This window comes from Flavobacterium hydrocarbonoxydans (assembly GCF_009789235.1).
Lineage (GTDB): Bacteria > Bacteroidota > Bacteroidia > Flavobacteriales > Flavobacteriaceae > Flavobacterium > Flavobacterium hydrocarbonoxydans.
The window spans coordinates 85,687-107,868 of sequence record NZ_WSTB01000010.1; the positions used below are offsets into that span (position 1 = coordinate 85,687).

Annotated in this window: 14 protein-coding genes and 3 tRNA genes; 9 read left to right on the forward strand and 8 right to left on the reverse strand. The window is 34.0% G+C overall.

Annotated features, from left to right (window positions below):
- The first annotated feature begins 81 nt into the window (after positions 1-81).
- The 5 genes from proS (at position 82) to rpsT (ending at position 2,351) form a co-directional block, all read left to right on the forward strand.
- The gene (gene proS / locus GON26_RS16630; protein ID WP_160375899.1) at positions 82-1,560 is read left to right on the forward strand and encodes a proline--tRNA ligase; all 1,479 of its coding nucleotides are present in this window, start codon (positions 82-84) and stop codon (positions 1,558-1,560) included.
- A 77-nt stretch (positions 1,561-1,637) separates the two neighbouring features.
- Positions 1,638-1,709, forward strand: a tRNA-Glu gene (locus GON26_RS16635).
- A 43-nt stretch (positions 1,710-1,752) separates the two neighbouring features.
- Positions 1,753-1,824 (forward strand) — tRNA-Glu (locus tag GON26_RS16640).
- A 50-nt stretch (positions 1,825-1,874) separates the two neighbouring features.
- Positions 1,875-1,946 (forward strand) — tRNA-Glu (locus tag GON26_RS16645).
- A 153-nt stretch (positions 1,947-2,099) separates the two neighbouring features.
- Entirely contained in the window at positions 2,100-2,351 is a 252-nt protein-coding gene (gene rpsT, locus GON26_RS16650; protein WP_160375900.1) for a 30S ribosomal protein S20, read from the forward strand.
- A gap of 154 nt (positions 2,352-2,505) precedes the next feature.
- Here rpsT and GON26_RS16655 read toward each other — a convergent pair whose 3' ends face one another.
- Both GON26_RS16655 and GON26_RS16660 read right to left on the reverse strand, forming a co-directional pair.
- Positions 2,506-2,919 (reverse strand): response regulator, encoded by a 414-nt coding sequence (locus GON26_RS16655; protein ID WP_160375901.1) that lies wholly within the window; start codon positions 2,917-2,919, stop codon positions 2,506-2,508.
- Positions 2,920-2,922: 3 nt separating this feature from the next.
- Entirely contained in the window at positions 2,923-4,632 is a 1,710-nt protein-coding gene (locus GON26_RS16660) for a PAS domain-containing sensor histidine kinase (protein ID WP_160375902.1), read from the reverse strand.
- 170 nt (positions 4,633-4,802) lie between these two features.
- On the opposite strand from GON26_RS16660, the gene typA reads away from it, so the two are divergent.
- Positions 4,803-6,599: a translational GTPase TypA gene (typA, locus tag GON26_RS16665; protein WP_160375903.1), complete on the forward strand. Its 1,797-nt coding sequence runs from the start codon at positions 4,803-4,805 to the stop codon at positions 6,597-6,599.
- Positions 6,600-6,711: 112 nt separating this feature from the next.
- On the opposite strand, the gene GON26_RS16670 is transcribed toward typA, so the two are convergent.
- Genes GON26_RS16670 through GON26_RS16680 form a run of 3 tightly spaced genes read right to left on the reverse strand, consistent with a single transcriptional unit; the run spans position 6,712 to position 10,814 of the window.
- Positions 6,712-9,048, reverse strand: a complete 2,337-nt coding sequence (locus GON26_RS16670) for a T9SS type B sorting domain-containing protein (protein ID WP_160375904.1) — start codon at positions 9,046-9,048, stop codon at positions 6,712-6,714.
- 15 nt (positions 9,049-9,063) lie between these two features.
- Complete coding sequence (locus GON26_RS16675; RefSeq protein ID WP_160375905.1) at positions 9,064-9,900, reverse strand: ABC transporter permease; 837 nt, start codon at positions 9,898-9,900, stop codon at positions 9,064-9,066.
- A gap of 2 nt (positions 9,901-9,902) precedes the next feature.
- Complete coding sequence (locus GON26_RS16680; protein WP_160375906.1) at positions 9,903-10,814, reverse strand: ABC transporter ATP-binding protein; 912 nt, start codon at positions 10,812-10,814, stop codon at positions 9,903-9,905.
- A gap of 97 nt (positions 10,815-10,911) precedes the next feature.
- Here GON26_RS16680 and GON26_RS16685 point away from each other — a divergent pair, with 97 nt between their 5' ends.
- Positions 10,912-11,964, forward strand: a complete 1,053-nt coding sequence (locus tag GON26_RS16685; protein ID WP_160375907.1) for a hypothetical protein — start codon at positions 10,912-10,914, stop codon at positions 11,962-11,964.
- Between the two features lie 84 nt (positions 11,965-12,048).
- Positions 12,049-12,909 carry an SdiA-regulated/phytase-like domain-containing protein gene (locus GON26_RS16690; protein ID WP_160375908.1) on the forward strand — a complete coding sequence of 287 codons (861 nt, stop codon included), beginning with the start codon at positions 12,049-12,051 and terminating at the stop codon, positions 12,907-12,909.
- 135 nt (positions 12,910-13,044) lie between these two features.
- On the opposite strand, the gene GON26_RS16695 is transcribed toward GON26_RS16690, so the two are convergent.
- A complete protein-coding gene (locus GON26_RS16695; RefSeq protein WP_160375909.1) occupies positions 13,045-16,767 on the reverse strand; it encodes a metallophosphoesterase in 3,723 nt (1,240 codons plus the stop codon).
- A 25-nt stretch (positions 16,768-16,792) separates the two neighbouring features.
- On the opposite strand from GON26_RS16695, the gene GON26_RS16700 reads away from it, so the two are divergent.
- Complete coding sequence (locus GON26_RS16700) at positions 16,793-17,977, forward strand: Pycsar system effector family protein (protein WP_160375910.1); 1,185 nt, start codon at positions 16,793-16,795, stop codon at positions 17,975-17,977.
- Here GON26_RS16700 and GON26_RS16705 read toward each other — a convergent pair.
- Positions 17,974-20,340, reverse strand: a complete 2,367-nt coding sequence (locus GON26_RS16705; RefSeq protein WP_160375911.1) for a GAF domain-containing protein — start codon at positions 20,338-20,340, stop codon at positions 17,974-17,976. The genes GON26_RS16700 and GON26_RS16705 overlap by 4 nt on opposite strands.
- A gap of 774 nt (positions 20,341-21,114) precedes the next feature.
- Positions 21,115-22,173: a nucleoid-associated protein gene (locus GON26_RS16710; RefSeq protein WP_160375912.1), complete on the reverse strand. Its 1,059-nt coding sequence runs from the start codon at positions 22,171-22,173 to the stop codon at positions 21,115-21,117.
- Between the last annotated feature and the right edge of the window lie 9 nt (positions 22,174-22,182).

Here is a 22,182-nt window from a genome sequence, read left to right on the forward strand (position 1 = left end):
TTGCACATTACAAAAATAGTTAGTTTTGTGGAACTATTTAGTTAAAAAAAAATAAACAAAATTTGTGCCAAACTATATAATATGAGTAAGAACCTTACTACAAGATCAGAAGATTATTCGAAATGGTATAACGAACTGGTTGTAAAAGCAGACCTGGCTGAGAATTCAGGAGTTAGAGGATGTATGGTTATCAAACCGTACGGTTATGCTATTTGGGAAAAAATGCAGGCTGAGTTAGATAGAATGTTTAAAGAAACAGGACATCAAAATGCTTATTTCCCTTTATTTGTGCCGAAGAGCATGTTTGAAGCCGAAGAGAAAAATGCTGAAGGATTTGCTAAAGAATGTGCTATCGTAACACATTATAGATTAAAAAATGATCCCGATAAACCTGGAAAATTAATGGTGGACCCGAATGCTAAACTAGAAGAGGAACTTATTGTTCGTCCAACAAGTGAAGCTATTATCTGGTCAACGTATAAAGGTTGGGTGCAATCCTATAGAGATTTGCCTTTATTGATTAATCAGTGGGCGAATGTAGTGCGTTGGGAAATGCGTACGCGTTTGTTTTTGAGAACTGCTGAGTTTTTATGGCAGGAAGGGCATACAGCCCATGCTACAAAAGTAGAAGCTTTGGAAGAAGCGGAAAAAATGATGAATGTTTATGCTGATTTTGCACAGAACTTCATGGCGATTCCGGTGGTTAAAGGTTTTAAAACCGAAACCGAGCGTTTTGCCGGTGCTGATGAAACCTATTGTATCGAGGCTTTGATGCAGGACGGAAAAGCATTGCAGGCAGGTACTTCTCACTTCTTAGGTCAGAATTTTGCAAAAGCATTTGATGTGAAGTTTGCGAATGCCGAAGGGAAACAGGAACACGTATGGGGAACTTCATGGGGAGTTTCGACTCGTTTGATGGGCGCTTTGGTAATGACGCATTCAGATGATAACGGATTGGTTTTGCCTCCTAATTTGGCTCCGATACAAGTGGTGATTGTACCGATTTTTAAAACGGATGAGCAATTAGGTGAAATAAGTACGGCTGTTAATGAATTAGTGGCTAAACTGAAAAAACTTAAAATTTCGGTTAAATACGACGACAGAACAACGCAGAAACCAGGATTTAAGTTTGCCGAATGGGAGTTAAAAGGAGTTCCTGTGCGAATTGCTGTTGGTCCAAAAGATTTGGAAAACGGAACTTTTGAGGTGGCAAGACGCGATACTTTATCAAAAGAAGTGATTTCTAAAGACGAAATTGTAAATTATGTAAATGATTTACTGGAAACGATCCAAACGGATTTATTTAATAAAGCATTGGATTATCGTGATACTCATATTACGGAAGTAAATAGTTTTGAGGAGTTTAAAGAAGTGTTAGATGGAAAAGGTGGCTTTGTATCGGCTCATTGGGACGGTACGGCTGCTACTGAGGAGAAAATAAAAGACTTGACAAAAGCAACGATTCGTTGTATTCCTTTGGATGCTGTTGAAGAGGCGGGAACCTGTGTATTTACTGGGAATCCTTCTTCGAAAAGAGTGCTTTTTGCTAAGGCATATTAAAAAAAAATATTTTTTTTTGCATCAGCTATTGTAGAACTTAAAAATAGATGTATCTTTGCATCCGCAATACAGAAGCAGGCCCGTTCGTCTATCGGTTAGGACGCATGGTTTTCATCCATGTAAGAGCGGTTCGATTCCGCTACGGGCTACTATTTTTTTATTGCACAAAGTTCACTCATTTTTTGAGAAAATGGCCCGTTCGTCTATCGGTTAGGACGCATGGTTTTCATCCATGTAAGAGCGGTTCGATTCCGCTACGGGCTACAAAAGAAGGCAATCTATTTAGATATAGGGAAAACCTTAGAACGATATTCGGTCCGTTCGTCTAGGGGTTAGGACGCATGGTTTTCATCCATGTAACAGGGGTTCGATTCCCCTACGGACTACTAAATTAGTTGTAAATAAGTTTTGTAAAATAAAAATTGGTGTCTCGGTTTTTGTTTTATTAGTTAAAACCAAAGTGATTGTTTTATAATTGTGGGAGGTTTTTCTTTTTTAACTAGTATTTATAATAATTATTACATCTAAAATTAAAAAAAATGGCAAATCATAAGTCAGCATTAAAAAGAATCAGAAGTAACGAAAAAAGAAGAGTATTAAACAGATACCAACACAAAACTACTCGTAATGCTATCAAAGCATTAAGATTAGCTACTGACAAATCTGATGCTACTTCTAAATTATCAACTGTTATTTCTATGATTGATAAATTAGCTAAAAAGAACATCATTCATGATAATAAAGCTTCTAACCTGAAGTCTAAATTAACGAAACATGTTGCTAAATTGTAATTAATTACAATTTCCTAAATATAGAAAAGTCCTCAATTGAGGACTTTTTTTTGTATGTTAAAGATCGAAAATTCCAATATTTTAAAATTCCAAATTCTTATGTCAGGAACGATTGAAAGAGTTGGAATTTTAAAAATTTAGAATTTTAATAAATCTATATTTCAATCTTCTTTTTAAGGTATTCCAGCATGGGTTGTGTTATGGGTTTAGAGAGAAAGTCAATGATGATAGGGTATTTCTTGGCCTTTATTAAATCTTCGGGGTCAATTGTAGAAGATAACACAATTACTTTTGCAGTGTTGAAATCTTTGTAATCTAATGTTGTAAAATGATCTAAAAACTCCCAGCCTCCCATTACAGGCATATTTAAGTCTAAAAAAATGAGTTGTGGTTTTTTGTTTAACTTGTTTTTGTCGTTGGCGTATTTAAGATTGTTAAAATGTAGTAAGGCTTCTTCGCCATTGAGAGCGGTGATGATTTCATTTGAAAATTCAGATTTCGAAATTACTTTTTTGCATAACATTAAAGAGATGGGGTCATCGTCAATGCATAAAATTTGCTCAAGCATAGGTTAATTTTTAAAGGTTATAGTAAATTGGGTACCTTTGTTTACTTCGCTGTCAATACTGATGGTTCCTCCCATGGTTTCAACTTGTGATTTTACAAGATAAAGTCCAAGTCCTTTACTGTCAGGATAGTTATGAAATCTTTGGTATAAGCCAAAAACTTTATCTCTATTTCGTTCTAAGTCAATCCCAATTCCGTTATCTTTAAAAGACAGTATTGCTTTTTGATCGATTTGGTCAGCTGTGATTGAAATCTTTAATTTTCTGTTCTCTGACTTGTATTTTAAGGAATTGGTAAGCAAATTTAATAAAATACTTTCGATGTAAGCTTTATTGATGTTTAATGTTGGAACTTTATCAAATTTTAGCTTAATAATTGGCTTGTGCAACTCAATTTGAAATGACAATTGGCTAAAAACATTTTCGAAAACCTCTTTTAGTGAGACTTCTTCTTTTTGCATTGAAGGATTGTCTTTGATAATGATAACCTTAACTAAATCATTGATGGTTTCGTTTAATAAATGAGTCGATTTGCTAAATCCGGCAAGAATCTCTTCTAATTCAGGATTTTTCATTTCGATATCTTCAATGAGATTCAGTAAGCCTATTAAGTTTGATAAAGGAGCTCTAAGGTTATGAGAGGTTATGTATGAGAATTGTTTTAAATCCTTATTGTTTTGTGTCAGTTCACGTATTAAGTGTTCTTTTTCAGCTTCTAATTTTTTTTCATCTGTAATGTCTCTTTGGATGGAAATCCAGTGTGATATGGTGCCATCAAAATTGAATATGGGAATCATAGAAAAACGCACCCAATATTCTACTTTTTTCTTAGTGTAGCTAATGGTTTCGATATGGCATTCTTCCTCATTTTTTATGGCTCTTAATAGTTTTTTTAACTCTGCCGAATCTGATTTTGGTCCTTTAAAGATATTAGCAGGTTTGCCAATTATTTCGCTGGCTTCGTATCCGGACATTATCGAGAAAGCCGGGTTGATATAAACTATTCGGGGTATTCTTCCGTTTGAAGAGTTGGCTTCGGTAATTAAAATAGAATCTTTTGATTGTGTAATAACAGTTTCTAAAAGACGTAGGCGTTGTTCTTCTTCTTTTTGTTTGGTGATATCCTGAATGGCTCCAATCATTCGGATGGCTCTTCCGTTTTCATCTTTCAGAAGGAAGCCGCGGTCTAATACATATTTATAAGTGCCATTTGCACATCTGAAACGATATTCATCCTGCCATTTTTGAGTTTTTTGTTCAATAAAAGAATATAATTTCACCGACATTCGGATGCTGTCTTCGGGATGAATCTTATCAAACCACCATTTTGAGGTTTTGCCAACTTCTTCCGGATTGTATCCAAAAATAGTTTCTATACCTTTATTCCAGCTGATGCAGTCTTCCTGGATTTTCCAGTCCCAAATAGTGTCGCTTGTGGCTTTGGCTACAATGTCATATTTTTCGTTGGATTCTTTTATGTCCTGATTGGTTTGTTTAAGTTTTTCGAAAATTTTGATGCTTCTTTTTTCGTTTTTAGAAAGTATGTATTTGAATAGTAAACCCGTAAGAAGTATTAGTAAAACATCTTTAATAAAGCTAAAATAATAGTGGTTTGAATCAGGGTAATATTTAACAAGTAATTTATGACACAGGATGGTCACAAACAACGAAATGAGAATGTAAGTTAGTGTTATTAGGTTGGTTTTACTTTTCATTACTCAAATGTACTTAAAAATTAACAAAATCTTTACATCAAATTTTACTTATTTGAGGGTTGAATTAACTGGTATTTTTTGAAACTAATTGCTTGGCTATACGTAAACTATCGCAGAAACGTTTTTTATATGAAAATAAAGTGTACCTTTGCACCCATTAAAAATCACAGATGGAATCTATTAGAAACATTGCAATTATTGCCCACGTCGATCACGGTAAAACCACTTTGGTTGATAAAATTATGTATCACTGTCAATTATTTCGTGACAACGAAAACACAGGTGATTTAATTCTTGATAACAACGATTTAGAGCGTGAGAGAGGTATTACTATTACTTCAAAAAACGTATCAGTTCAATATAAAGGAACAAAAATCAATATTATCGATACTCCAGGCCACGCCGATTTTGGAGGTGAAGTAGAACGTGTATTGAACATGGCCGATGGTGTATGTTTGCTAGTGGATGCCTTTGAGGGACCAATGCCACAAACGCGTTTTGTATTACAAAAAGCTATTGATTTAGGTCTTAAGCCATGCGTAGTTATTAATAAAGTTGATAAAGAAAACTGTACACCTGAAGAAGTTCACGAAAAAGTTTTTGACTTAATGTTTGAATTAGGTGCTCAGGAATGGCAATTGGATTTCCCAACTGTTTATGGTTCAGCTAAAAACAACTGGATGTCTGACCATTGGGAAAACGTAACTGATAATGTTGAAGCATTATTGGATATGGTTGTTGAAAATGTACCAGCTCCTAAAGTTTCTGAAGGAACACCTCAAATGTTGATTACATCTTTAGATTTCTCTGCTTTTACAGGTCGTATCGCTATTGGACGTCTTGAGAGAGGAATCCTTAAAGAAGGTATGCCAATCTCTTTAGTAAAAAGAGACGGTACTGTATCTAAATCCCGTATCAAAGAACTTCATACTTTTGAAGGTCTTGGTCGTAAAAAAGTAGAACAAGTTATTGCTGGAGATATTTGTGCAATCATTGGAGTTGAAGGTTTTGAAATTGGAGATACTATCGCTGATTTTGAAAATCCTGAAGGTCTAAAAACGATTGATATTGACGAACCTACTATGAGTATGTTGTTTACAATTAATGACTCTCCTTTCTTTGGTAAAGAGGGTAAATTTGTAACTTCTCGTCATATTAGAGAGCGTTTGACAAAAGAGCTAGAGAAAAACTTAGCAATGAAATTAGGTGAAACTGATTCTGCTGATAAATTCATGGTTTTTGGTCGTGGAGTACTTCACTTATCTGTTCTTATTGAAACAATGAGAAGAGAAGGGTATGAGTTACAAATCGGTCAGCCACAAGTTATTATCAAAGAAATTGATGGTAAAAAATGTGAGCCTATTGAGGAATTAACAATCGATTTACCAGAATCTCTTTCAGGTAGAGCGGTGGAATTCGTTACTATGCGTAAAGGTGAAATGTTAAGCATGGAAACTAAAGGTGATCGTATGATTGTGAAATTTAATATTCCATCTCGTGGAATTATTGGATTGCGTAATCAGTTGCTTACTGCTACTGCTGGTGAGGCTATCATGGCACACCGTTTTATTGGATATGAGCCTTACAAAGGAGAAATTGCCGGACGTAACAAAGGTTCATTGATTTCTATGGAAAAAGGAAAAGCTATTCCTTATTCTATCGATAAATTGCAAGATCGTGGTAAGTTTTTCGTTGAACCAAATGCTGAAATCTACGAAGGTCAGGTAATTGGTGAAAACTCTCGTGGTGATGACATGTGTGTAAACGTAACGAAAGAGAAAAAACAATCTAACGTACGTTCTTCTGGAAATGATGAAAAAGCGAGAATTATTCCTCCAATCATTTTCTCTCTTGAAGAAGCTTTAGAATACATTCAAAAAGATGAATATGTTGAGGTTACGCCAAAATCTATTCGTTTGAGAAAAATCTATTTAACAGAAACTGATAGAAAAAGATTCAAATTCTAATTGTATCAAATTTCAATATTTTAAAAACCCAAATTCCAGTAATAGGAATTTGGGTTTTTTATTTATATAAAGTTTGAAGTTTGGAATTTGGGTTTTGGAATTTTTCAGGGTATTATCTTTTCAGACTAAAATGCCCTTTTACATTTTTTCCGTCATTAAAAAGTAAAGAAAACCAGTAATCATCAGCAGGTAATTGTTGATTATTGTACAAACCATTCCAGCCGCTGCTGTTATTGTTCATTTGTTTTACTAATTTACCAAAACGATCAAAAATGCTAATCGTATAAGTAGAATTTGAAATCAGATTTAGGTTTTTTATGTACCATACGTCATTGTAATTATCTCCGTTTGGAGTAAAAAACCTCGGGTAATCCAGTACATAAACGACATAGATGTTCGATAAACCGCAATTGTTTTTATCGCGTGCTACAACATTATAAATTCCGGGCGAAACATTTATAAACAAAGAATCGGCCTGAAATACGGTTCCATCCAAAGAAAATTCATAGTTGCCTGCTCCGGTATATTCTACTAAAATCGAGTTGTCATTTGCAGAAAAATCTTTAATAATGGCATTTGTTATTGTGGCGGGTTCTGATAATACTAATTTAAAGTTTTTTGTTTTTTCACACCCATTTGCATCGCTAACAGTAACTGTATAATCTCCAATTGTGGAAACTGGAATCGAATTAGAAGTGGCTCCCGTATTCCATAAATAACTTACAAAGCCAGAATCTACGCTTAAAATCATACTATCATCTTTGCATAAAGCTAAAGTTTCATCATTAAAACCTGGAGGATCAAAGGTGTTTATTACAAGTTCAATTGCTACAACGCCATAACAGTCTGTGCCGTTGAGGGCTCTGGCATAAATTGTCTGAGCATTTGGAATTGAATTTTTGAATAAATTAGGCAATTGATTTGTTTCTGTTAAAGCATCGTTTTCATTTGCATAGTAAATAAAATTCAACCCCGATGGCACTCCTGTAATGTTAGGAGAAACTTCAGTACTTAAATTTATTTCATATAAACCATCCGGAATAGCATCCTGATCACAAATCTGAATTGGATTTTGATTCGGAATCACATCATTTGAAATTTCTAAGGCAACTTCAGCAATTTTATAACAGGCATATTGGTTTTCTAATCGTGCATAGATTGTTTTATTTGCAGCGGTATAACTTTCGGGGTTAGCAATAACATTTGTTTTTGTTTCTGCATCTGCTAATGATTCATAATATCCATTATGGAGTATGTCAGAATTATTATTCTTTACAATATCATCTACCTTAGTCAGATTGAATAAAGCGGTACCCGCATTCGCAATATCGCATTGCACAAGTGTCGTGTTTGTAACTTGAATTTCTGGAGAAAAGTCAATCTTAATTTCGCCGGAGGATTCACAAAGTGAGGGCGTTAGAGTTACTTCGACTTTATAAGTTCCAGATTCTGTTGGAGTATAAGTGGGAGTATTGGCTCCGCTAATCAAGACATTATCCTTATACCATTTATAAGAATATGCAGGAGACATATTGGTATCCAAAACAAAATTTTCGCCTGAGCACAAAGGATTATTTGACAGAGCTGTTCTGTCTGGTCCGAAATCTATTTTTGGTTTAAAACTGCCAGCTTCTAAGAAAACAGCAGAATCATAATAAATTTGCGAATCATCAGCTATAACCAGTTTGATATGGTATTTTGTTCCGGCAATCACATTGCTTTGTGCCGTCATAACAACGGTTTGTCCGGCATAATTTATAGGGCTGTTTGTCGAATTATTCAGCCCTTGAAAATATTCTGCATTTACGGCAGGACAGCCTGGATAAGGATCATTTCCGTTAATTCCATTTCCGGGTTCAATTTTCGGGCGGACATTGGTTGACGAAACAACCGTATTGGTATTTGGAATTACAGCTACGTTTTGATAAGTATCATCTGCTTTGTCCGCTTCTTTAATTAAAAAAGCAAATCCGTCAGAATACGAACACGGGAAAAAATACTGATACTCATTGGAAGCAAAAATATAATTGAAACTAAAGAAATTAGTTAACGGAACAAAATCAAATTCTAAAACAGTTGCATTGATAGAAGTGATTCCCAGAGCCTGATCTAAGTTGGCATCGCCTAACCAGTCGCTGTCACCATCGCCCAGATTGCTTACAAATGGCCCTACTGAATTCTGGCTGCTCCAGGTAGATAATAAAACACCTTCTTTAAACGGGAAATTACCATTATTGGAAGAGAAATAAGCATAACTGTTTTTTCCTCCGCTAAAAGTGTCTCCCGTAACAGATACATTCGAAATCGCAACGCATGAACTGTTTACCAATACATCATTTACAAGATTTTCTGCAGTACGGTCATCGTCAACGCTGATGACCTGCGCATTTGTTCGTGTTGAAATCGCGCATACCAAAAATGTAAATAAAATGTATTTTAAATAATTCATAGTATAACAAATATACTATAAATCTCTTTTTTTAAGTAATTTATACGAAAAGAAGATGAACAAAAATGTCCAGATTAGAACAATCAGCATTGCGAAATAATCAACGCCGAAATGCTTTACTTCATCTGCGCCTAATTGATTACCAATAGATTTGATAATAGACAATCTAGTAATAGGTTCAACTATTAAATTTGACATTGATTCTAAAGGAAGATAAGCAATAACTTTCGCTGTTTGTTCAGAAGTATCAAATACTAACCAATTTAGCAAACCTCTTATAATTTGTTCTATAAAAAACCACACTAAAAGAAATCCCAATGCAAATGCTGAACGTTTTATTAAAATCCCTAAAAATAAACAGAAAGAAAAGAACCCCGTAAGTTTTATAAAAAAAGCTAAAAGATATTGTATATCTGTAAAAATAATTTCGATTTCGTTATAGGATGAAAAGCTTAATCCTAAAATTAATGTCATTACAAAAACAAATATTGTGGAACCTAAAGCGAAAAGAATTACGGTCAAAAATTTTGATAGAATAAATTCTTTTTTGCTTAAACCATCAATTAGGTTTTGTTTTAAGGTGCCGTAACTGTATTCGTTTGCCATCATTGAAACAATTACTACAGCCAGGAAAAGTTTTAACCAGCCAGCAAAGTAAGTATTGAAATGCCAGATATAAGGAAAATTGAAAATACCTATTTTAGATACGTCAATATGAATTGGACCCAAATCAACTTTTATCGAAGCAATTAAGGCAATAAAGGATAGTAGGATGAAATAGGTAAGCGTAAGTACTTTACTGGCTTTGTTTTTCCAGATTTTTTGTAGTTCTATAGAGAGAAGTCTGTTCATGATTAGTTGTTTTTTGGAGTTGCGTTTTTGGTTAATTCTAAAAATTGAGCTTCTAAACTGTTTTTGCGTTTGACCAAATGGCTCAAGGCAATATTTTTAGAAAACAAAAACTTGTTCAATTCTGAAGCTGATAATTCTGAGTTTAAATACACCAAAACTTTTCCTTCTTCTTCTGCAATCCTTTCAACTGATGAATGTGATGACAGAATGGCTTTCAAAGTTTCATTATCATCAGACTGAACTTCAAAAAAGCCTTCATTAGCCGACATTTCATCTACTGAACCCGAATATAATATTTCGCCTTTTCTTAAAACAATAACATGCGAACACACTTTCTCGACTTCGTCTAATAAATGCGAAGCCAATAAAATGGTAGTTCCCTGCGAAGCAATTTTTCGAATAATATCACGAATCTGATGAATTCCCTGTGGGTCTAAGCCGTTTGTTGGCTCATCCAAAATCAATATTTCCGGATCATTCAAAAGTGCCGAAGCAATCGCCAAACGTTGTTTCATTCCCAATGAAAACGTACTGAATTTGCTGTCCTTTCTTTCGGTTAAACCTACTAAATCAAGCTTTTCATTGACTTTCGCATAATTAATGCTTTTGATTTTACAAACCAGTTTCAGATTTTCCTCAGCAGTCATGTACGGATAAAAATTGGGTCTTTCGATAATAGCTCCCACTTTTTTTAAGGCTTCGTGTGTTTGTAAATTTCCGCCAAACCAGCTGTACTCGCCAGAGGTTCTGTTAACAACATTCAACACAATTCCTAAAGTAGTTGATTTTCCGCTTCCGTTAGGGCCTAAAATACCGTAAACACGGCCTTTTTGTATTTCAAAAGATACATTTTTTAAGGCCTGAATGCGCCCGTATCTCTTATGAAGATTCTGAATGGTAAGTATGGTTTCCAATAGTATTTTGGTTTTAGTTATTTAGTAAGACGTTTCAATCGGATTTTTGTTACCGCTAAATGTAATTTAATGTAAATTTGCATTAAAGATATTGAAAATGAGCGAGCCGTTGATGGTTTTAAAAAAACCTTCTTACCCTTTGATGCAACCCCTTTTGAGTTATTTAGAACGTTACGATCGTATTTCGAAAGTGTCTGTTTTTTATGATGATTTATTGCGTTTCACAGGTTCTGTAAACGTCTATGATAAATACGAAAGTGATACTTTATGGATTCGGGTTTATTATAACGAATTCGAAAGAAGAGAAATCGATCTGAATCTGAAAAAAATATATTCGCTATTACATTCTGATGGTAATAACGAGATTATTCATTTTCTAAATGTCGATGCAATTGACTATTGTACTTTTGGAAATTCGAAACCTTTCCGAATCAAAGTGCGTAATATTCTTAATGATAATTACGTTCATTTTTATATTAAAAAAGCGGATGCTTCACGAATTTACGGATTAGAATTAGAGGATATTCTTTCGCCGGATAAAATCAATTTTTTGGTTTATAAAGACACTTTGATAGAAGAACACATCATCGGAATTCCGGGTGATGTTTTTATGGATACACTGTTAGAAACTTGTACCGAAACCGAAAAAGCACAAATTGCAAAAGAGTTTGTAAAGTTTAACGAGCGTTGTATGATTAGGCTTTTAGGCGATATGCGAGCCTATAATTACGTAATTGTCCCTATTCATGACTTCGATCAGGTGGTGTATAAAATTCGTCCGATAGATTTTGACCAGCAATGTTACGAAGGGAATTTTAAGGTATATCGCCCGCAGTTTTTTAAGGAAAATTATCCCATGATAAAATTGATTAAAGAGAAACTCGAAGAACGTTCTATTTTTCAATATAAAGATGAAGAAAGAGCTATTTTAGCAAAGCGAATTCACTCTGCCGAAGCCAGAATAACCAAATTATTGAATATCATGTGTCATGATACCATCTCGACACCTGAGAATTTAAACCAACTAAAAATGGAAATCTTTAGTTATACTAATGATGTAAAATTCAAAAATGCAAAATCGATGGGACACGTTATGTTTGCTGCATTTGAGTTTATTACACGTAACTTTAAAAACGCAAATTTAATTTAATTTTTTGCCACAGATTAACACAGATTAATTAGATTTTTAATCATTAAAATCATTTTAATCTGTGGCCAAATAAAATATATTATTATGAAAAAATCATTCTTGTTTTGTTTTTCGATTGTTTTATTGGCTTGTCAGCAAAAAGATTCTAGTGGTGTAAAAGAGCTTTTTTCGCTTCCTAAAAAGCTTAAAGAAGTTTCCGGAATTACGTATTTTCCTGAAACCAATTTGATTTATACTCTCGAAGATAGCGGAAATGCAAACGAAATTTACGCTATAAATTCTGAGGGGAAATTAAATAAAACCATTGCCATTACAAACGCCACAAATGTAGATTGGGAGGATATTACAAAAGATAGCCAAGGAAATATCTATATTGGTGATTTCGGTAATAACGACAACGAACGCCAGGATTTGTGTATTTATAAAGTGAATAAAAACCAATTGAATTCAGAAAACGCTGTTGCCGAATATAAAGTTACTTTTTCGTATCCGGAACAAACGGAATTTCCTCCGAAGAAAAAAGAATTATTTTATGATGTGGAAGGTTTTTTTGAATACCAAAACAACTTTTACTTATTCACTAAAAACAGAAGCAAAGGCTTTGATGGAACCGCTTTTATTTACAAAATTCCAAATGTTGCAGGAACTCAAAAAGCTGAGAAAATTGGCGAATTCAAAACCTGTGATAATTACAATCATTGTGTGTTAACGAGTGCAACGATTAGTCCTGACGGAAAAAAGGTAGTTGTATTAAGTCACGATAAAATTGTTTTGTTTGAAGGTTTTTCGGGAGATTTATTCCAAAAAGGAACCCAGAAGGAAATTAGTCTGAATCATTTTTCGCAAAAAGAAGCAATAGTTTTCAAAGACAATAACACCTTATTAATCGCAGATGAAAAAACAAATAAAGTAGGAGGAAAGGTGTACGAGTTCAAATTGAACTAAGTTGCTGAGATACTAAGAAAAAATAGCCACGAATTCACGAATTAAATTTTAATAATAATTCGTGAATTCGTGGCTATTTTTTTAGACAAAGAAAAATCTTTGAACCTTTGTTCCTATGCAACTTTGAACCTTTTGCTAAAAACTATATGCCGCACCAAAAACAACACGTCCCATTTCTTCAGGTGCTTTAAAGTACGAAACTCTTGCGGTAATCACATTGATAGCATTTAGCCAGATTCCGCCACCGTAATCATGATGCCATTTTTTAGAATCTTCGCCGTCAAACCAAATTCTTCCGTAATCAAAACCACCCAAAATTCCGTAGGTAAACGGCGCTACACTACGCTGTACTCTGCCTATTGTAAAACGCAAATCGGTACTTTGTGAGTAAGAAGAATTTCCTAAAAAACGCTCGGTTCTATAACCACGTAAATCTTTGTCACCTCCCAGAGTTACTCCTTGATAAAATTCAAAATTGTCGTTCAGAATTGTTTTTGTTTTAAAAAGTGTAGCCAAAACCAATTTTCCGTTGGAGTCAATTTTGTGCATAAAACCTAAGGTACTTTCGAGAGTTGGAAAATTTTGTTTGGTATTTTCTAAATTCGTCATCCAGGTTCCAGCAATCATAAAAGCCATTCCCAGTGTTGGTTTTGATACAAAATCCGAATTCTTAAACGAATACTTAATTTTTGCTCCACCATAAACCTGACTGTCAAAAACAGCTGGATTTACAATTCCCGGAACATTAATATAACGATTGTAGGTTTCTTCGACTTTTAATTGTTCTAATAAAGGCTGAAAACTAAACTCACTTCCGTAACGGCCGACGTGTCTAATGGCTGCTGCGGCTTTAAATTGTTGTATGCGTACACGATTAAAATCCATGCCCAGATCCTGATCCTCATTTTGAGTTTCGTTTCCAAAACCAAAATAATTGATAGCAAAATTGGGCGTCGTAAAACCAGACTCTACATCAATAATCCATTTTCCTAATAATCCAGGAAAATGAGCAGTGTAATTAAATTCTAAACCACCCGTTGCAAAGTAGTAAAAACCATTTAGAATGTGTTTTTGGGTATAGGGATTTTGCTTGAAGTTATTGACCGTATAATTCAGATTAATACCCATTTTTACACCATCGTCAGGATTATATCCGATATTTGGAAGTCCTGAAAAGACATTGTATTTAGGTTTTTTATAATCGTACAGATTTACAACATAATCATCTGTAAGTTGTGTTTTGGCTTTAGAATCAATGTGATACGTATTGTTTTTTGATTTAAAATCATAAATTTTGACTTTTTTACCGTTTTCAACAAAATAGGAATCATTATTTTGTCCGCCTATCAAACGAATTTTAATCTTCGATTTTTGTGTTCCTTTTACTTCAAAAACATCATCGTCATCTAAACCATAAAGCCATAAATTTCTTGTTTTTTTATCCTTTATCGTTTTGGTAAACTGCAATTCTTCACCCTCTTTTTTGATTCTAAAAACCTGAAGTTCTATGCTTTTCGGATTATTATGATTGATGATAAATTTGTCTTTTTTGTCTGTTCCTGCTATCATTACGGTATGCGATAATACATCAGAATAGCGCAAAGCATATTTTTGAAGTTCTTTTTTTCGGTTTTTTAATTTGCTGATAATGTCTTCAATCGTTTCGTCCTGAACTTCTTTCGGTAAGTTTTTAAACGCTTTTTCAATATCTTCATCTTTCAGGTTTTCCTGAATATATTGGGCTTGTGCTAACCAGTCTTTTTCCGTTGCTGTTTTTAAAAAGGCCAAATCAAGCGGGTAAGGTTCCCGGTTGAGCCATTTTACATTGTCAATTTCTTTTTTGAAAGTTCTCATGTGTCGAAGTGCCGGAAAGTTCATTAATAACGAAAGTAATTTTCCGTCATACTTTGTAAAAGCCTGATCACGGTCGCGCGGGATTGGACGGTATATAACCTGGTCGCCCACTTTATATTCGCCCCAGCGCCATTGGTCACTATGTCTGTCCCAATCGCCAATAAGCATATCAAATAAACGCGCTTTGATGTATTCTTTTTCGTCAACCACATATTTTTCGTCCTTATGCAAATTGGCCATCATATCATTAGTACTTATAATATCGTTAGGCTTTCCAAAACTTGGTAAATCTTTCTGATTGTCAGTAGGACGTTCTTCCACCATGTACAATTCATCTCCAAAATTGGAATTGAATTCTTTCAGGGCATCTTGTTTCGGAATGTAATATAAAACGGGATTGGTATGCGATAAACCTAATTTATCAGCCATACTTCCCACAACATAAGGAGTGTAAGGATGCGAAGTGGTGTAGAAATCCAATAAAAATCCTTCTGCGAAAGTATTTTCAAAATCATTTACGACGTATTGATCTTTAAAAGCTACGGATTGTAAAAACTGAGTAGCGCTTTTTTTCATGCCGCGCATTACATATTCTTTTCCGTTTTTATCCATCATTCTCAAAGAAACAGACTGATGTCCGCCTCCTTCGCGAATAGGTTTCAAGCCACCAAAAAGCGTGTCTAAAGAAGCCGTTTTAGCTTCAATAGGCAAACTGTAATATTTGCGATAATGATTTCCGAATAAGAATCTATGAAATCCGCTTTTCTTGGTCATTTCGGGAGTGTAAATGGAGGTCGAAACAGTTTTGGGAAACGTATTCAAACCTTTCGAGGCCCAATTAAATTCTTTTGCTTTTATAATTTCACGTTCAAAAAGTAGTTTTTCTTTGTTATTTTCATTTCCATAAAAAGTAACTTTTGCATCGCCACTTTTAAATAAAGTTAGGGTTGCATAACCATTTCCGCCGTATGAAAAATCGGTTGTTCCAATGGCTCTTGCAGCTTCTGATTTTGAACCTGCACCACTAATAATTTGTTTGATGTTTTCTTTGCTGATGTACTGCAAATTGTGATCGTGCCCCGAAACCACAATGACATTTTTCTGACCCTGGAGAAGTGTTTTTATTCTTTTGGAATAAATAGTATATTGTTTATTTTGAAGATCCTGCGGACTAATACCCGATGTTTTTCTCAGTAAATTGATAAAAGAACCAATTACAGGCAGCGGGATTTTATTTTCAAAAGGAAATAATTGTTTCTCTAACGAAAATTGTCCACCGTGAGTTCCGTTGCTCATCAGCGGATGGTGAATGGCCAAAATAACCGTTTTTTCCTGATTTTTATTCAGAAGACTTTCTAATTCTTCAAAAAAATCATCACGCGTTTTGATGTCGCAATTGTCATTTATAGTCGGATGATTGTCCCAATCTTCCAGAAACCATTCGCTGTCGATAGCAATCAAAGTAGTTAAGCTATCAATTTTTATATCATCGATAGGGCAACCTTTTCTTGGTAAAAAGGCTTTGCTGTTTTTTACATTCGAAAGAACAAATTTTTCTTGACTTCTTAAACCAGAAAGTCCGCTATACCAATCATGATTTCCTGGTATGAATACCGTTTTTCCTTTAAAATCCTTTCCTATTTTTATTTGATTAGAAAGTTTTGTCGCAGCCCATAAACTATCTTTATCATTAAATCCATTTGGATATATATTATCTCCCAAGAATAATAAAGTGGCATTTTTGCTTGACTTTTTTAATTTTTGATGTAATAATTCTAAGGTTTGTTGAGCCTGTTCTTCGTCTGCATTTCCGGCATCTCCAACTAAATAAAAAGTGTGTGCAATTTTTATGGTGTCTGTAGCGTTTTCAGTTTCGTTCGCACTTACATTTTTACCATATTGCGCCTGCTGTGTAGCACAGGCATTTACGAGAAAAAGTAAAGCTGCAAATGCTAAATAGGAGTTAATCTTATTATTAAAATGATTATCCAAAAACAATTTCATAATTTAGTAGTATAAAAATAGTCGTATGAATTTAATACAACAATCTGAAGATTTCGTTTATAATTTACTCAAAGATAAACTTTCTAATTTATATTCGTACCATAATTTTAGCCATACTTCGAGCGTGGTTAATGCTGTAAATGAGCTTTGTACCAAAGAAAAAGTTGGGGTAGAGGATAAAGAAGCTCTTTTGGTAGCAGCTTGGTTCCATGATACAGGTTACGTAAAAGGAATGGAAAATCATGAGAGTGAAAGCGTTAGTATTGCAACGGAGTTCTTGAAACAACACAGCCAATCGGATGAGTTTATAGCCAAAGTTGCGACTTTTATTATGGCTACAGCCAAAGAATACGTGCCTAAAACACATTTGGAGAAAATTATCAAAGACGCCGATTACATTCATATCATCAGTGCTGAGTATGTTTCTACCTGCGAATTATTGCGATTAGAATTAAAAAACACGGGTTATAAAGATTTTAGTAATTTAGAATGGGCAACAGAAAATTTTGATTTTTTATTGAATAGACATCGTTTCTACACCGAATTTGCACAGAAAAAATGGCAACCTTTGAAAGAGAAAAATTTAGTTAAAATTCAAAAGAAAATCAATAAGCAAAAAGAAAAAGAAACTTTTTTGATAGAAGATGATTTTAAGAAAAGAGAAAAAATGGAAAAACCCGAAAGAGGCATTGATACTTTATTTCGTGTAACCCTTGGAAATCATACCCGTCTAAGCGGAATTGCAGACAGCAAAGCGAATATTTTACTTTCGGTAAACGCTATTATTATCTCGATTGCACTTTCTACAATTATCCCAAAATTAGACAGTCCTAAAAATGTACATTTAGTGATTCCGACATTTATTATGCTGATTTCTAGTGTTACCACTATTATTTTTGCTATTTTATCGACTAGACCAAAAGTAACTTCTGGTATTTTTACGCGTGAAGATGTCGAAGATAAAAAAGTAAACCTGATGTTTTTTGGAAATTTCTATAAAATGCCTTTGCACGAATACGATTGGGCGATGAACGAAATGATGAAAGACCGCGATTATTTGTACTCGACCATGATAAAAGATTTGTATTACCTCGGACTGGTTTTGCAACGCAAATACAACTTACTTCGTATTGCCTACAATCTTTTTATGGTAGGAATCATCATAAGTGTACTTGCGTTTGTAATAGCTTTTAAATCGGTAGGAGTTTAGTTTAACTCGTCTAACAAATCCTGATAAGTGATTTTCTTTGCAGTAGCAGCTGTATTGTTAATCACTTTTACCCGAATTGCTCTCAATCCTGAAACACCCTGCAAATCTTCAACATCGAATTGTTCGATGGCAGGTTCGAGGATTTTTTTGTGCTGTAAATATTTAATGTATTTTAGATATTCTGCTTCTTCGCTATTTTGAGTATAGACAATCGTAATTTTTTCCTTTTCAGTAATGCGTTCTGCCGAGCCTTTTATGTGAGCTTTATCGATACGTTTTTTAACAACTTCATATCTTGCATTATAGGTTCCGTCAACGTCAAAACGTTTTTCATCCATTCTGAAACGAATTGAAAGAGGCTGGCTAAATACTAAAATCAACGAAGTTACATCCAACTCATAAGGCAAAGACTCTTTAAGCTGATGATGTTCCAGTTCCATTTCGCATAACGTTTGCAATTGCCACAAACGCAAGTTGTGCAAATACATGATATCAAATGGTTTTGTTGGCGCAATCGAAGACCCAATGTATAAATTGTGCTCAACACCGTCCGTTTTAAAACGTTCGTAATAATGCGGATAGATTTGCTGTGCTTCCAGTTGTTTTTTATCTAAAACCGTTGCCAGTTTTTTATTGATAATCGACATGGCGTTATCAAACTTTTTTCTTTCCTGATAGAACATTCCAGATTTTTCATCTAAACTTTCAAAGTACAATTGCTCCAGTTTTTCGTTCTTGGCATTGTATTTTGTGTTTTTTAGGATAGGATGAATTTCTTCTTCAATATAACGCTGAATATGTTGCTCGGTATCTGCTTTTAGAGGAGAATCCAACTCATTACGAAGCGATTCCAGTTCAAATTTTCGTTGTTCCAAAAGCACTAAATTGCTATTTGGTTTTTGGTTATCAAAAATTTCTAAAAGTGTGGTAAGCTGGTTTTTTAAATCTTTTTTTACCGTTTCATTTCGGTGTTCCGATGAGCCTTTAATGTCGATTTGACCATACAAAGGAAAAACGTTTTTGAAAACAATTTCCTTAAAAATATAATCTTTGGTAGGATTGGTATTCTGAAAGTAATTCTGCGATTCTTTCTTGAATTTCCAATAAACACTTGGGTGAATGGTGGTGTACTCACGCTGAATAATCGCCTCAACCTGATGTTGCATATCCGTGTTATAACGATCAATCGTATCGGTTAAATAAGGTAAAACCAATTCCAGTTTGGTCGCATTTACACTATTTAAATCTCTCGGGTTTTTCGAAACTAATTCTACTACACCCAGTAAGTTTCCATCTTTTATAACCGGAGCAAAAACACAACTCTGAATGCCTTGTCGTAATAAATGCTCACCCAGTTTTTTGTTTGGAGATTCTTCTATGAATTTCTGAACATTCGAAATCACAAACGGCTCTTTTTTATCTAATAAATTTTCAAAAGAACAACCAAAAAAAGCATTTTTACAATCAACTTCCTGTTCTTTCGAAAGTAAAAAACTCTGCAATTGATTATCAAATTTTACTGGTCTGATGAATTTTTCTTCCTCAGGATTATAAATAATGAAACCTACTTTTAAGTGCGGAATTTTAAATATAGATTTAAAAATATTTTCTATAATTTCATTTGACGCTACCGTTTTGGTATCCGGTTTTAATAAATTACTTTTTAGATTCGAAATGGCACTTTCGGTAGTCGCATCAAATAAGGAAACAATTCCAAAACCTTTTAAAACCCAGCTTCCTTCAGGAAATTTCGATTTCCAAAGGGCAATATCATTATAATTATCAATCAATAAATCTATGTCGTCCTGACTTAGCTGTACTGCTTTTTCTGTTGGGTTAATTTCCATGAAATCAGCGTTGTACATAATTCTATAATGTTTTTCTACACCATCTTCGTCCGGAATATCATAAAAGAAAGGCTTGTTAAAATCGATGTTTTGTTTGTAATAACTGCTTAAAATTAAACAACAGTTATTGATGTAAAATTGATGCTCATCAAAATCACGAATTTCCATATAAAATTCATCACCGGCATTTCGTAAAATTTTCTTGAAACGTTCGGAATAATTGAAAGAAATGTTCTGAAAAGGAATCGTAACCGCTTTTATTTCGTTTTGAGTCAAAGCAGTAGGGAATAAATCGGCCAGTAAATTTTTGATTAAAGCTTCATTTTTTTTGATGAGACTGTAATCCTGGATTCCCGTTCTGAATTCCGGAAGAGATTCTATTTCTTTTAAAATAGCTTTGGCATAATTCGATCTGTAATCAACATCAGACAAAGCAATTTCTTCAAAAGATTCGATTAATTTATGGAATGATATAATGGTTTTGAAAGGACTTTCGATGTGTAAAAGACTATCCATCTTGTTTTTGTTTTAGGATACAAAATTAAGCAAAAATTAAGTTCATAAATCAATTTGGTATCTAAATCGTCTATAAAGTTATAAGGAGATTTTAAGTTTGCTTTTTGAAAAAAATAGAGGCAAAACTTTACAACCAAACTTGTCATTCCGTAGGAATCTCTTCGGTTAATTGAAATATACTTTGTAGAATCACGTTACTAGGATTCCTGCGGAATGACAAACTTTGGCTTTAATCAAAAAATGATACATTTTCTCCGCAATATTTTCTCCACAATGTTGTCATTTCCGTAATCTTGTCATTCCGAGGAACGAGGAATCTCCGCGCGAAGCTCGACAAAGATTGACTATTAGTGACGGAGCTACTTACGGAGATTTACTTCGTCTATTCGCTATCGCTCGGGTCTCCTCCGTCGAAATGACAAACTAGCCGATAACTTTCTTTTGAAAACGAATTTCCTAGCCCCGATAGCAGTGAAAATCCTTTTGTGGCGGGGTTCGCCACAAAAGATTGTAACGGATAGCGGGATTAGCTCCTGAAAAAAAGATTTGATTTTATCATTGAAATCGAAATGACAAAGTTTGTGTTTTAAAAAAACAAACGCATTGTCATTCCGCAGGAATCTCTACGATTAGCTGAAATATACTTTGTAGAATCACGTTACTAGGATTCCTACGGAATGACAAACTTTGGTTTGAAAAAAAAAAACGGCAATTACAAATATGTAGTTGCCGTTTTTTGATTTTAGTAAGTAAGTAATAGAAAATGAATTGCTACTAGCTTTTTTCTTCTTTATTGAAATAAACTAAGTAGTAATACATTTGTTTTTCTTCATCCCAACCTTTTTCAACAAACTTTTCTGCGCTTTCAGGGTTGATAAAATCCATTTTAATCTGAATGTGTGTGTCCAGATTAATAACGTTTTTAATCGATTTTCTGGCGTCAGAAACTGCTGCATTGGCAATAGGGAATGAGGTTACATCTTCGATGCTGTATTTTTCTCCTTTATCAACTTTGTAGTTTTTAAATTCCGGAATCAAATCAGGATTGTCTAATACTTCATTCAGGAAATTTTGCTCTTCGAACTGATCGTTTTTTGCAAAATAATTCACAGAACGGTTCATAAACATTACTTCCTCTTTCTTGTCTTCAGCTGGCAAAACCACGTCTTTGGCGAAGTTCTGGCAGAATTTTAAATATTTTTTGGTAATGAAATTTTCATCTTCAAAAGCATCAACAGATAAAAAATGCTCTAACCAGTAACGCGCGTCGTAACGGTTGCTATCTACAGTCAGGATTTTATATCCCTCTTCTTTTTTATAATTAAAAATCAAACATCCTTTGTCTAGTTTGCTCAGGTTGATACCTTGCTGTAAAATCATTTCAAGGTTGCTGTCTTTTTCTTCAAATTGTAAAAAGTCGGCTTGTAATTCGCTTTTAAAAATTCCAATGGCATCTACAACATTATTATCGATACTTAAATTGGTCAAATACGTCACATAAACTTCTCCGTTTTTAATGTGCGGATGGTTCGATTGTTCGAATAAATGCTGCGTGATGTTTTTAGAAATCTCTTGCAGTTTACTTGGATTGTCAAAAATCTCGGTAGCATATTTAAACATGTCGTTGTAATCCAAATCGACTTCGTGCGCAAACTGATAATAGTTTTCTTCTTTCTCTCTAAAAGGTTTAAAAAAGTACTCTTTTATCAAAGGCACAATTTCGTCATTCAAATTAAAAGGTTGTTCCGATAAAAAAATCGCTTCGTTTCTGCTCTTGTTTCCTACGCGGTGTATCGCAAGCGTCTCGATGTGGGTGTTGAATAAGTTGATCATATTTAAAGT